Origin of the sequence: Parapedobacter sp. GCM10030251 (genome assembly GCF_042666505.1) — a bacterium.
GTDB lineage: Bacteria > Bacteroidota > Bacteroidia > Sphingobacteriales > Sphingobacteriaceae > Parapedobacter.
The window spans coordinates 235,350-247,723 of the sequence record NZ_JBHTDN010000005.1 but is presented as its reverse complement, the minus strand read 5'-3'; the positions used below and the strand labels follow the sequence as shown (position 1 = coordinate 247,723).

The window sequence follows — 12,374 nt, the reverse complement described above, 5'->3', positions numbered from 1 at the left end:
GCGCCTGCTCTTGATAACCGAAAAATTCAGGCATAGAAATCCCTGGCCGACGGAATTTGCTTTTTCCGTAGCCGGCAAATGTTATTGCAAGACCTCAGCCCCCTTGATCAAATGACCAACGGGGTGCTGATCGAATTGCCGTTTACTTGTTACCGTCCTTTGACATACTCCGTGCCGTATGGAAAGCGCTGGTCTCGCGCCAATAGGTTATTCGCCTCTTTGTCTTTTTTGTATTTCTCCTTCTTCGCGTTCCAATACAATTTCCTCCCCAGTTTCATGGCCGTATGGGCGATCAAGCATGCAGAGCCCGACCGGTGGGCAATTTCGGCGTGACTGATTGTTTGGTTACCATCCTTTATACATTCCAGCCAATTGGTATGCTGTTCAGGGCTTTTGTAAAGTTTGATTTCATTCGGGCCGATTTCAGATTGCAAGATCTTTGGGTCACTCGCTTTAAACGATTCATGTTCTTTACCTCCCGCAGCGGTTGGATCGGAAGCCGTTACACCGACATTTCCCCGCGAAACGAATATCCACCCCTCGGTGCCCTCGAACCGTACGCCGTTGGGATTAGCGCCACTGATCTGCATAACCACGTTATCAGGGTATAGCATCTCCACCTCAAAATCTCCATGCACATTCCACAGACCGGTGGTGGGAAATGTAGCGCGTCCTTCCGCTTCAAGCGGACCCGACAGCTCGGTACCCATGCCCCAATGGGCAATGTCTATGTGGTGAGACCCCCAACCGGTAATCATACCGGCTCCAAACTGCTCACAGCGCAACCAGCCCGGGCGGGAACCAATATCCGTCTGTGAATGCACTCTGTCTAATGTATAGGGTACCATCGGTGTGGAGCCGAGCCACATGTCGTAATTCAGGTTATCCGGTATCGGCATTTCAGCCGGATTACCGCCGGCGGGATCTCCGGGCAGCCCGACTATCACCCGTTTTAACGTGCCTATGCGGCCGTTACGAACCAATTCGCACGTACGGTGGAATTGAGGCCAGGGACTGACAGACCGTTGCTGGCTCCCTAATTGGAATTTAATACCTGTCTTCTTAACCGCGTCGGCCATCATTCGTCCTTCCTTAATCGTCAGGGCCGTGGGCTTCTGCAAGTATACGTGTTTACCGGCAATAGCAGCTTCCATGGCGGGTTGTGCATGCCAATGGTCTGGCGTGCTGATCACAATAGCATCGATATCGGTATTCGCCAACAGATCCTTATAATCGTTATAGGTCTTCACATCTATGGATGACTTTCCCCCCTTATCGGCATAATATTTTTCGATCCAGGCCTTTCCTTGTGCCAAACGCTTTGAATCCACATCAGCCACGCCGATCACCCGCACGTAATCATGCTTCATCACTTCAGGCAAATCGTGCGTCATAGCAATCCGACCAAAACCGATCTGTCCGATGTGTATGCGGTTGCTGGGTGCATTTTTCCCAAAGACCGACGACGGTACAATCGAAGGAAATGCCGCGGCTGCAAACAGGGCAGCAGAACCGGTCGCTGCCTGCTTGATGAATTTCCTTCTGTCTAGATGTTTGTTCTCACGATCCATAGTCTAAAATTTATAATGTTTAACGGTGTTTAACTTCGTCCTGTGGCGATGTGGCGTACGCCTTACTGTAATCGAGCTTCTTGCCCCTGCCGATCGCCCACTTGATGCCTCCCAGAATATGTTCCCTGAAATCGTCATCAAAATAGTATTCTTTATTATGTCCAAGCGACGTATACCAGGATCTTCCGCCGTCAAATTCATGACACCATACGGAAGGAAACACGTCCCCGAATGTATCCAGCCTCTTCGGGTTCTCCCCCGCTAATGTCGTTGCATCATTGACGGCTATCACATGCAGGTTAACGGCCATTTCTTTCAGGTAATAAAATTCATCCCCGCGGTTTCGCTGCCACCTGTTCTGAAGATGTGCCACCGACGGATGATTGTGGTCAATAATGTTCACGGTAAAGGGTTGGTTTTTATCATGCCAATAAAACTTGGCACCCAATAGCTGTTTAAACCATTTCCAATCGCGCTCGGTGCCGGATGCCGAATGAATGCCAACAAAACCACCCCCTGCTTGTATGTAGCGCATAAGCGCTACCCGCTGTGCATCTGTATCGAAAACCACATTATTTGTATTGGAAAAGACTAACACGTTATACTGCTTCAAGTTATCGTCCGTAAATACAGCCGGGTCTTCACTGGCATCTACTTCGAACCCATACTGCTTGCCTAATTCTTTGATCGCAACGATGGAGTTGGGTATATTATCGTGTACAAAACCTTTTCCATTCTTGGTATAAACCAACACTTTTATCTTTGACCATTTTACCTTTTGCGCGTTCGTTTCTTGAACAGATAGCACGATGATGCCCGATAATAATATTGCCAGCCAAGAAGCCCGGGCGCAAAAACCGTGTTTTCTCATAAAATTATTGCCTTTTTTGTTGTTTGCCTTTTTTGTTCTTATCATACTATTTCTCTCCTTATTTGCTAATTTAGCTTGATGTTGAATAAACCCGTCACTATTAAAGATCTCGCTGCCCGGCTGCATTTGTCGGTTTCTACCGTTTCAAAAGCATTGAGCGATTATCCGAAAATCGCAGTCAGCACCAAACAGCGCGTAAAAAAACTAGCGAAGGAACTGAACTACATCCCTAACCGTGCCGCCATTTATTTTAAACAACGCAAATCGTTTACCCTTGGCATCATTGTTCCCAGCTTGATGGATCATTTTTATACCATAGCACTTGACGGATTTGAAAAAGTAGTTGCTTCCCAGGGATATCATGTGATTGTTGGTCAAAGCCATGAAAGCTTTACCCGTGAAGTCGAGCTCATGTCCGTGATGCAATCCAGTTCCATTGACGGCCTGCTTATATCCATTTCTAAGGAAACCAAAGAGTTCCAGCATGTGAAAAACCTCGAACTTGCCGGTATACCCGTTGTGTATTTTGCCAGAAAGCCGGTGATTGCCTGTCACAGTGTAGTAAGCGACGTTTACGAAGCTACGATAGAAGCGGTATCCCTATTTGTCGCCCGAGGCAACCGACGCATTGCTTACCTAAACGGTCCAACCTCTTGGTCAACCAGCAAAGGGCGTTTCTTGGGCTATCGCGACGGCTTATTGCGCAATAACATCCCATTTGACCCATCATTGGTTGAAGAAACCAACTTCAATGCATCGGAAACACATGCGGCCGTCAGAAAGCTGCTCCTGCAAGACCATCCGCCAACGGCCATCCTCTGCTTTAAAGACTACATCATGCTCGACGTGATCAAGTGCCTCCGCCAACAATTCCCCGAGAAAATCCATTCGGTAGACCTCATCGGGTTTGGGGCATTGCCTTTCTTTGACTACGTGAACCATCCACCCTTGGGCTCCATACAGGAACAGCCCTACGTGATCGGCGAAAAAGCCGCGAAAATGCTGCTTGACCTTATAAAATATCCTGACAAAGAACGCACGGCACAGCAACTTTCATTGCCCTGCTCATTAAAGCTTTTTGAATAGCCTTGCAAGGAGCTATATCTTTTGCACCTTTATTTCCGGCGGATGCGCGAATGATTGCCATGCAGACTCCGCTTCATCTGCCGACAGCCTCCCATCGAAAACCAGCAACCTGTATTTCAGCGTATAGGTATGCCCCGCTTTCAGCACCCAATCTTTGTTTTTAGTCGGAGAAAAATTAAAAAACTGATCCCCCCTTCCGCCATTTCCGTCAAAAGGCCATACCCGGATCGGCTCCGGAAAATTGTAATTTTCCGGAAAAGACATGAACAGGATGCCTCCCGGGGCACCGCCAAGATCGCCTGACACGATTGCCCATCGTTCGAGCGACCCATCGGCATCCTTCCAGGTCTTACCGCTGGATGTGCGTACTTCGCTGTTCTGATTGGTCCACTGTTCGGTTGCCCGGAAGCCCAATCCCGCATAGCGGTATTCTTTCAGAATCACATCCAGTTTTTCCGTCGGTTTAAGCTCGGATGTGATATCACAGGTATACCTGCTCTCATCCATGGGAAATACTTGAATTTTCCAATTTTCACGAATAATACGTTCCTCCTGCCCTTCGTTAAAAATCACGTGATCGTGAACGGCATCAAAACCTGCGAACACCGCCCCTTGTACTATCCGGTCAAATTTGACAAAACGTACGGTTCCCTTATTGTCTTTCAGGTTCCATAAATCGTATTCTTTGCCATCGTAACTGATCTTCGTCCACGGGTTCCAGATACCGTAATGATGATAATGATCGGGAGGCTGAATCCGGGTAAGCACCTTTCCGGAAGGCGTATACAGCGGATGAATATAACCACCGCGGCCGTACAGAGGGTCTACCCCCTTGGGTGGTGCTTTTACGGTGTAACGATACGTTAACAAGGGTTGTTTATCCTGCCGCTTCAACACCAGGTCGTCCAGCTGTTTATCGGCCAATGTAGACGGCACCTCGGTCGGCGTCCCCTTCTCAAATTCAAAGATTCGAACCGATCCCGCAGGGGTTACGCCATCCAACTTCCAATATATGTGTGTTTCTGTATTGTTAATCACCTGAAATGGCTTTTCCACCCGTCTGCCCTCAGCAATTTCCACCAAACGGATTTTCTTGACCGAGGAGATTCCAAGCTCAGCGAGGGATACGTTAACCGGCAAATTCGTATGGGCCACTGATCCCGCTGAAACTTCGATCCTTATAATCGGCTTCCTTCCCATACCATATAATACCGGAACAAACAATAGTAAAGCGATACTGAGAACTTTTAACATAATTATATAATCGGTTTATGAAACAGCCCATAGCTTACATTTTTCCTAGGGGATTTGTTTCAGGTTTTAAAATTACGAAATAGAGAAGATCAGCGAGATAGAGATTGCATATCTCGTGTTCGAAAAGGCCGAAATGCCTCTTAGCAGGCGGTTCAACCGTTATAATTGCATCGTACCGTTTACTGAATGAAATTCCGGTACAGGCAGTCGTACAACTCCATCAGAAAATCGTTGATGACATCCCCATGCGTAAAGCCGGTGTTGCATCCGTTCGTAATCACCACAATACCGAATTGCTCCCGGGGTTGAAAGTACATTGCACTGTACAAACCATAGGCAACACCTTCGTGGCCCGTCATGGCTTTTCCCGGTATAAGGTCGGCGATGGTCCGTAGCGACATTCCATAGCCCGATTCCGGAGTCAAGACCGTCTGCATCGCGCGGCTACTCGCTTCCGATAGGATGCGCCTCCCGTTTGCCTTGCCGTAGTGCATGTGCATCGTCATCACCTTCGCAAGATCTTCTGCAGACATTTTCATACCTCCCGTCGGCGAAAAAACCGGCGTGCTATAACCTTGCCGATAGTTCTTTAACGCCTCGGCGCGCGAGCGGTAAGCTTCGGGCGAGGCAAAGAAACGTTTAGCTTCTCCATCATAAGCATACAGGGTAACAAATCGATTGCTATCCAGGTCGTCTACATTATAGCCTCCGTACACGCCCAGCGGTTTCAGGACATGTCGATAAATGTACCGGTCAAAGCGTTCGCCCGCGTATTTTTCCAGAATCGCGCCGGCGAGGTTAAAATTCAGATTACAATACTGATAGCCTCCATTGGGAGCATACGCGTTGTATGCCTTGGTCCAATTCGGGTCTTTGTCCGGGTTGAGGGCGTCCAATGTAAAATAACCATTTTTATCACTGATGCTCGAACGATGGGAAAGGATCAGTCGCAAGGTAATCACCGAATCCGGAAAATTGGGATTGCGTACGCGGAAACCGATCAGATCGCTTACGTCATCGTCCAATGACAGTTTTCCGGCTTCGACGAGCTGCATGATTCCGGTAGTCACAAACGACTTGGAAATGGAAGCAATACGGAAAACATCGCCGTTTTCCAAGGGTTCTCCGGTCTCGACATTCTTCAAGCCAAACGAATGGTTGTAGATAAGGTCTTGTCCCTTAACGACAGCCACGGCAGCGCCGATGGCTTGGTAGCGGGCCATGATGGCTGCTATTTCTGTTTCCACAGATTGTTGGGCATTGGCCGCTGTTGTCACAAAAAGCAGGAGCGCTGAAAGCATTTGAGAAAAGTATCGTGTTTTCATCAGAAATAATTATTGATTTATTTGCCGTTTCAGCGGCATCAATGAGACCGCTTCACTAAGTATGTTTTTTACTGGCAATTCATGCAGGTTCATGAACGTAAATTTACCTAATTCCGCCGTAATGGGTGCAATATAAATCTTTTTATCCTTTCGTAAACCTTTGCAAAAGAAGTATTCGTGAATGCCATACAATTTTCTACTTTTGCAAAAATTTTTATAATTATAATGGCAACAACAAATAAGACATTCACCATGATTAAGCCCGATGCAGTGGGCAATGGCCACACCGGTGCCATCCTGAACGATATCATTGCGGGAGGGTTCAAAATTGTGGCGATGAAGTACATCCACCTTTCGAAGGAAACGGCCGGCGCATTTTATGCGGTACACAAAGAGCGTCCGTTTTACGGAGAGCTGGTCGGTTTCATGACGTCTGGTCCCATCGTGGCAGCGATCTTGGAAAAGGACAATGCGGTGGAAGATTTTCGCAAACTGATCGGTGCCACGGATCCAGCAAAAGCTGAAGCCGGCACCATCCGCAACAAATACGCAAAATCCATTGAGGCGAACGCCATTCATGGCTCCGATTCGGACGAAAATGCAGAAATCGAAGGCAACTTTTTCTTTTCGCAGTTCGAACGGTTTTAGTCGTTTCCGTGATGTGACACCTAACAAGCCAGCAGGCTTGTTAGGTATTCATACTTGCTTGAAAACCCTTCGTGCCAAATAGAAGTCTTCCTTTTCCGTCATTCGCATTTTATCTTCCTTCTTCTTATCCCCATAGCCGCATAAATGCAGCATACCGTGGATGATGACGCGGTGCAGCTCATCCGCTTCGGAGACACCAAACTTTGCTGCATTTTCGCGTACGCGTTCAATGCTGATGAAGATATCGCCAGCAATGATACCTACCGCGTCGCTGTTGTCGAAGGTCACGATGTCTGTATAGGTATCGTGCTGAAGGTATTGCCTATTGATTGTCAATAAATAGGCATCACTGCATAAAATGATATTGATTTCACCGGCCTTATAACCTTCCGTATCGAGGGTTTCTTTTATCCACGCCCGCAGTGCGGTCTTGTGCTTGGGTTTGTAATCCGTATCTTCCGAAAAAAAATGGATGTTGCGCATCTTTGGAATTTTGTGCCGGTAAAGGTAGGAAGTTTATCGCTGAAAGTCCCGTCTTTCGAGATACGACTGAAGGATAAGTACCGCTGAAACACTGTCGATAAGCGCCTTGTCCTGCCGTTTTTTCTTCGTCATCCCGCTATGGGCGATGCTAGCCGACGCCATTTTCGAGGTGAAGCGCTCGTCAACGGTCTCTACGGGAATGGCCGGAAACGTTCGACGAAGCGTGCGAATAAATCCTTTTACATGTGAAGCCGACTTGGATTCGCTGCCGTCTAACTGGCGGGGTTCACCCACTACAAACATGCTTACCGGTTCGCGCTCAAGGTAGGCTTTCACGTAGGCTAACACATCCTTAGCATGTACGGTATCCAACGCTGTGGCGATAAGCTGCAGCGGGTCGGTCACCGCGATGCCGACCCGCTTGGTGCCGTAATCAAAAGCTAAAATGCGCATCGTACCGGCAAAGGTACGTTATTTGACATTTACCAGCACCTTTATTTTGCCTATACCATTGTCGTCATATTCCTGCAGGGCCTTTCCGATCACCTGGCCAACCCGCACCTTATCGGGATCAGCCTTCATTGCCACACCAGGTTGTGAGGAAGTCACCAATAAATCTCCGCGCTTGATCGCTCCACCTTCCAAACATACCTTTGTCGGGATCACCCCGACCACACCCATGGGTACTTTGTCCGAAATGTCGGTATCGATCGTTTCTTCTGTGAGCAGCACGCCCGGTTTAGTGGCATACACCCCGACAACCAGCGCCGAGTAAGCTTCGCTCGATTTTTCCACGGTGCGGTCTTCATCCGTAGAGATAACCAACACATCGCCCGCTTCGTACGCCGCGAAATCGCCTGTTACGTCAAAGGCCTCAGCAAGGTCAGCACCGGTCACCGCCGTACCTCCATTGAAAAAGCCTCGGCCGGCCTTGTTGATCCGGGCAACGTTGACGCCACCGCTTTGGAATGTAGCTAGGTTACCAGACGCTCCGGTATGGTTCACCAAAAGGGTATTACCTGTGCCGTTTGAGTTGATCAGGACCGTCGGTTGTCCATTGCTGCTGTTAAAATTCGAGAATCGAGCAGCCCTGCCTGTGCCGAAATTAGGGGTCCAACCAAAAATGGCATTCCCGCCGCCATCTGCTGTTGCCTCGACGCCATCGCCGTTACCGCCGGCATTCGCGGTAACGCCATTTCCGCTACCTTCGGCGATTGCGATCAGTGCTGGGCCGTTACCGGCTGGATCAGAGGCATGGAAGAGCCCGGCATAACCGCCCGTCCCGGAAGAAACGCCGTAGATGCCGGCTGTACCGAAATTGGCAAACTGTGAATTGACCTCACCACGTACTGCTGGAGAGGTCCCTTGGATATTGTCTACCATGAAGTTCCCCGCTGTGCCATTCCCTACTGTCGTGACGGTAATCACGTCGCTCTCATTATCTTCATTGTAATTTTGGAAGCGGCCGGCCCGACCATTACTAAAAGTGGGCACCCATGCATAAAGGGCATTGCCGTTACCGTCGACATTGGTCTCTACACCATTACCGTCTTTGCCCGCATTCGCCGTAATCGCGTTGCCGTTGCCGTCTGTAAGCGCTATCAATGCCGCGCCGTTGCCATCAGGGTTGGAGGCATGGAAGAGGCCAGCTCTGCCGCCAGTGCCCGACGAAACACCAAAAATAGCCGCGGCACCGAAGTTACCGAAGATGGTATTCACCTCACCCCGCACAGCAGCGCCTACGCTATTAGTATTGTTTACAAAGAAGGACGCCGCATTACCTTGCGTATTGTCCGGAATATTTCCGTTGCCGTTGGTCTCAACTTCCAACGTATTGCCCGTGGTATTCGTTTGATTGAAATTCTCGAACCTGCCTGCGCGACCGGTACTGTTGTTCAAGCCGACCTGTCCCAGAACGCCGATAGCCGTACCTGTCGTATTCGTTGCAACAAACCCCCGCACACCATACCCTCCTCCGTCGTTCCGGCCCACGACCGCTCCAGCAATATCGCTGGTTGTACGACCTACCACCGCCTCTCCGCCGCCATTGTTGTCGCCGACGATACCAGCTGATGTCTGTGCGGTCGTAATGCCATGGATCCCAAAGCCATTGCCTGTTGATGCCCGTACGCCCGCTCCGTTGCCGCTCGTTGCCACATTGATCACCGTTCCATTGCCCACGGTGTTTGCTTGAAGTGCGACGTTATTATTAGCATTGTTGAAAATCGATATACTTGCTGGAATCCCGCTGTTACTGGTGGCCGTCAAACCCGTGCCGGTGTTGCTGTTGGCATACACACCGGTCCCATTGGCCGAGGCGTTGCCATACACGCCTAGACCATTCGGTGTAGACCCATATACCCCCCAACCGGACCCGCCCTGTGAGCCCCACACACCGATGCCCAATCCACCGGTGCCGTTATTGATACCCCGGACAGCCGCGGAAAATCCCCCCGGCGAAGCTGAGCTCACGATCCCCCTCAAGGCGGCTATATTGGACGTAGTGGTATTGTTGACCCCCTCTATGGAGACCCCATCACCGTCATTCGTTATGGAAAACAGCGTGGCTGCATTGTTTTCAAGTGTGGCATACGGAAGCACAAATCCCCCACCGCCCGATGCAGCGGGAGCCCATTCTGTACCATCAAATCGCAGCCATTGACCGGCCAAAGGCGCCGTATTGCTTACCGGCGTGCCTTGGATTTTAGCAACCATCGGGTCAGGATAAGTCCCTGAAAGATCACCTCCCGCCGCTACTCCGTTTATCGTGGCATCGCTGCCCGCGGGGCCCGGGGGGCCGGCCGGACCAACGGGACCGGCGGGACCTGTGGCTCCGTCTAACCCATCTGCTCCGGCTGGACCTTGTGGCCCCTGTGGACCGACTGGACCTACCGGACCCGCCGGGCCTGCTGGACCCGGATCACCGGTATCGCCCTTTGCCCCTTGGGGGCCAGCAGGACCGGCGGGACCAACGGGACCAACCGGTCCTGCATCACCCGTGTCGCCTTTCGCTCCCTGAGGACCCGCAGGACCCTGTGGCCCTGGATTGCCGGCAGCGGCATACAACGCAAACGGTACACTCATCAATTGTGTGGTTCCCAAATCGGTGAAGCTACCATTGTCAACCGCCAATTCAATTTTAACAAATTGATTGGCTTCGTTCCAAGGAATATCGGTGAATGCGCCAAATGATGCATCTCCTTTGCCGATCTGCAAAGTAAAAAGCCCCAGCGCGCTAGTTCGTACGCTGTGTTCCTCTCGGTATTGTACAGCCCCGGTGGGCGAACCACCAATAATGGATATACGTACCTCAACAGGCTTGTCAGCCATTACGGTTCCGTCAAGGTTACGGGCAACCGCTTGATAGTTGATGCCTGTAAGTCCAGTTTGGGCTTGTGCCGAAACACCCGCCAATATCAGTAAGGCAATCACGTAAACAGGAAAATGCCGTTTCATAGCTATATTTGGTTAGTTAAAGGTTATCGTTCCTCTTCTTTGGCGCTGCCTTGTGTCGGCGGTGTTTGAACCGGAGGCTGACTCGGTTTGTCCGGGCGGGTTTCTTCTGCCTCCGACTCCGAAGGTAGTTTATCTACACCTCCGTTATTGGACCGCTGCAGGGTTGCCGCACTCCTCAAAGCCGGCCCGTTAGTCCGGGGCGCCGTATAATTTTCGAAAATTAGGGCCCGTAATTCCTGAGGTGAATTCACTGACAACTCCCGTTGGGGACTAATTGAAAGCGTCTGTACCTTGGTTCTGGCGACCGGCCCGAACTGAATATTCGGATTTTCTGTGCCGTCTTTGGAGAGCAGTCTCCGGATTCTTTGTTCCGAAACCTTGCTTTCACCTGTTTGCGCATGCACATGCGTCACTAAAATTACCGCATATACAGCGATTAACATGGAATAGATAGTCTGTCTTTTCATATTTCTTACGTTTTTGCTGATTAAGTGTCTCACGGTTCATCCAAGAGGTTCGTAGGATGAAAACTAACTGTAAATTTCAATTCATTACGTACCGTATAGCGCCGGGCCATAGGTGCCAGGTAACCGATGTCGATCTGGAGAGATTGGACACGGAACCCGACGCCGGCCGCGAAATGCTGTCTGTTGCCTTTCTCGGGATGTTCGTAGAAGTAGCCCGAGCGGATAAAAAACCGCCGATAATAACAGTATTCGAATCCGCCGGAAACCGCTATTTCCGACAGTTCCTCCGAAAAACCTCCCGGAGCATCGAAAAAAGACGTAAACAGAGCGGAGGGCACACTTCGATCGGGATCTTTGCCTTTTTCTATTTCATTCGTTACGTTGCCCTGTTCATTCACCCGATACTTCGGCCGGGAAGGAACCAGAAGCTTAGTGGCGTCCAACAAGAGAGTCAGCCGATTGTCCGGATCATTGTTTAACCCGTACCCCAGACCCAGCCGCAGATACATCGGCAAAAAACTTTCTTTCGCATTGGTATAGTTGAGTTTGGTGCCAATGTTACTCAGATTGATGCCCCAGGCAAATCGCTTGCTGAATTGTTTGGAATTGACATAGCTCCTTTCTGAATACACCCCAATGTCCATTGCGAATGCATTTGCCCGGTCCATATCCAATCCGTTGAAAGACCCTGAACCCAAATTGCTATGGACATAGCGAGCAGTAAGCGCCATTGCAAAGTGATCACCGAGAAGACGCGAGTAACTGGCGTCAATGGAAACCTCTCCCGCATTGTACCGTTGTGACAGGTTTCCCATCTCGTCCCTGAAATTGATCTCACCCATATCCAAATACTTGAAAGAAACGCCAAGTACTTCGCGCCAGCTTAGCCGATGGAAAGCAGACAGATAACCCAAATGTTCATCTTTTACCAGTTGGCGCATCCAGGGAGTGTAGGAGAAACTTATTCCTTTATCGCCTGCGAAGTTTAGTTTCGCCGCATTGGTAAAAACCGAATTGGCATCCGGCAAAAGCCCCGTACTGGCTTCTGCTACCCCTGTCGTCCGGGCGTCCGGGCTCAACAAAAGAAAGGAAGCTCCGGTCGTAATTGTCCGGTTTCCAAGTTGGGCCGTTGCCACTACGGGAATTACCATGACTACCGTCGCGAGGTAGGCTAGGTGTAGAATCGGATTCTTCATGGCAGATTGCTTGAAGG

Annotated in this window: 11 protein-coding genes; 2 read left to right on the top strand and 9 right to left on the bottom strand. The window is 50.0% G+C overall.

Annotation, left to right across the window (positions count from 1 at the left end; translation table 11 throughout):
- Positions 1-149 precede the first annotated feature (149 nt).
- Both ACFQRK_RS16030 and ACFQRK_RS16025 read right to left on the bottom strand, forming a co-directional pair.
- On the bottom strand, positions 150-1,571 hold the full coding sequence (locus tag ACFQRK_RS16030) for a Gfo/Idh/MocA family protein (protein ID WP_379008530.1): 1,422 nt from the start codon (positions 1,569-1,571) through the stop codon (positions 150-152).
- Between the two features lie 19 nt (positions 1,572-1,590).
- The gene (locus ACFQRK_RS16025; protein ID WP_379008528.1) at positions 1,591-2,442 is read right to left on the bottom strand and encodes a ThuA domain-containing protein; all 852 of its coding nucleotides are present in this window, start codon (positions 2,440-2,442) and stop codon (positions 1,591-1,593) included.
- Positions 2,443-2,520: 78 nt separating this feature from the next.
- Between ACFQRK_RS16025 and ACFQRK_RS16020 the strand changes: the two genes are divergently transcribed.
- A complete protein-coding gene (locus tag ACFQRK_RS16020) occupies positions 2,521-3,528 on the top strand; it encodes a LacI family DNA-binding transcriptional regulator (protein ID WP_379008526.1) in 1,008 nt (335 codons plus the stop codon).
- A gap of 12 nt (positions 3,529-3,540) precedes the next feature.
- On the opposite strand, the gene ACFQRK_RS16015 is transcribed toward ACFQRK_RS16020, so the two are convergent.
- Together ACFQRK_RS16015 and ACFQRK_RS16010 are read right to left on the bottom strand one after the other, a co-directional pair.
- Positions 3,541-4,782: a PmoA family protein gene (locus ACFQRK_RS16015; RefSeq protein ID WP_379008525.1), complete on the bottom strand. Its 1,242-nt coding sequence runs from the start codon at positions 4,780-4,782 to the stop codon at positions 3,541-3,543.
- A gap of 179 nt (positions 4,783-4,961) precedes the next feature.
- Positions 4,962-6,107 carry a serine hydrolase domain-containing protein gene (locus ACFQRK_RS16010; RefSeq protein WP_379008523.1) on the bottom strand — a complete coding sequence of 382 codons (1,146 nt, stop codon included), beginning with the start codon at positions 6,105-6,107 and terminating at the stop codon, positions 4,962-4,964.
- Between the two features lie 225 nt (positions 6,108-6,332).
- Between ACFQRK_RS16010 and ACFQRK_RS16005 the strand changes: the two genes are divergently transcribed.
- Entirely contained in the window at positions 6,333-6,755 is a 423-nt protein-coding gene (locus tag ACFQRK_RS16005; protein ID WP_379008522.1) for a nucleoside-diphosphate kinase, read from the top strand.
- Between the two features lie 48 nt (positions 6,756-6,803).
- Here the strand turns inward: ACFQRK_RS16005 and ybeY are convergent, their stop codons facing one another.
- The 5 genes from ybeY to porV are packed head-to-tail and all read right to left on the bottom strand — an operon-like array spanning position 6,804 to position 12,357.
- Positions 6,804-7,238, bottom strand: coding sequence for an rRNA maturation RNase YbeY (gene ybeY / locus ACFQRK_RS16000; protein ID WP_379008520.1), 435 nt, complete (start codon positions 7,236-7,238; stop codon positions 6,804-6,806).
- A gap of 33 nt (positions 7,239-7,271) precedes the next feature.
- Positions 7,272-7,691 carry a Holliday junction resolvase RuvX gene (gene ruvX, locus ACFQRK_RS15995; protein WP_379008519.1) on the bottom strand — a complete coding sequence of 140 codons (420 nt, stop codon included), beginning with the start codon at positions 7,689-7,691 and terminating at the stop codon, positions 7,272-7,274.
- A gap of 18 nt (positions 7,692-7,709) precedes the next feature.
- Positions 7,710-10,694, bottom strand: coding sequence for a collagen-like protein (locus ACFQRK_RS15990; RefSeq protein ID WP_379008517.1), 2,985 nt, complete (start codon positions 10,692-10,694; stop codon positions 7,710-7,712).
- Between the two features lie 23 nt (positions 10,695-10,717).
- The gene (locus ACFQRK_RS15985; protein ID WP_379008515.1) at positions 10,718-11,161 is read right to left on the bottom strand and encodes a hypothetical protein; all 444 of its coding nucleotides are present in this window, start codon (positions 11,159-11,161) and stop codon (positions 10,718-10,720) included.
- A gap of 29 nt (positions 11,162-11,190) precedes the next feature.
- The gene (gene porV, locus ACFQRK_RS15980) at positions 11,191-12,357 is read right to left on the bottom strand and encodes a type IX secretion system outer membrane channel protein PorV (RefSeq protein WP_379008514.1); all 1,167 of its coding nucleotides are present in this window, start codon (positions 12,355-12,357) and stop codon (positions 11,191-11,193) included.
- Between the last annotated feature and the right edge of the window lie 17 nt (positions 12,358-12,374).

Excerpts from the sequence above, each read along its gene's own strand:
- ACFQRK_RS16030 (WP_379008530.1), bottom strand. The coding sequence starts at position 1,571 with ATGGATCGTGAGAACAAACATCTAGACAGAAGGAAATTCATCAAGCAG.
- ACFQRK_RS16025 (WP_379008528.1), bottom strand. The coding sequence starts at position 2,442 with ATGAGAAAACACGGTTTTTGCGCCCGGGCTTCTTGGCTGGCAATATTA.
- ACFQRK_RS16020 (WP_379008526.1), top strand. The coding sequence starts at position 2,521 with ATGTTGAATAAACCCGTCACTATTAAAGATCTCGCTGCCCGGCTGCAT.
- ACFQRK_RS16015 (WP_379008525.1), bottom strand. The coding sequence starts at position 4,782 with ATGTTAAAAGTTCTCAGTATCGCTTTACTATTGTTTGTTCCGGTATTA.
- ACFQRK_RS16010 (WP_379008523.1), bottom strand. The coding sequence starts at position 6,107 with ATGAAAACACGATACTTTTCTCAAATGCTTTCAGCGCTCCTGCTTTTT.
- ACFQRK_RS16005 (WP_379008522.1), top strand. The coding sequence starts at position 6,333 with ATGGCAACAACAAATAAGACATTCACCATGATTAAGCCCGATGCAGTG.
- ybeY (WP_379008520.1), bottom strand. The coding sequence starts at position 7,238 with ATGCGCAACATCCATTTTTTTTCGGAAGATACGGATTACAAACCCAAG.
- ruvX (WP_379008519.1), bottom strand. The coding sequence starts at position 7,691 with ATGCGCATTTTAGCTTTTGATTACGGCACCAAGCGGGTCGGCATCGCG.
- ACFQRK_RS15990 (WP_379008517.1), bottom strand. The coding sequence starts at position 10,694 with ATGAAACGGCATTTTCCTGTTTACGTGATTGCCTTACTGATATTGGCG.
- ACFQRK_RS15985 (WP_379008515.1), bottom strand. The coding sequence starts at position 11,161 with ATGAAAAGACAGACTATCTATTCCATGTTAATCGCTGTATATGCGGTA.
- porV (WP_379008514.1), bottom strand. The coding sequence starts at position 12,357 with ATGAAGAATCCGATTCTACACCTAGCCTACCTCGCGACGGTAGTCATG.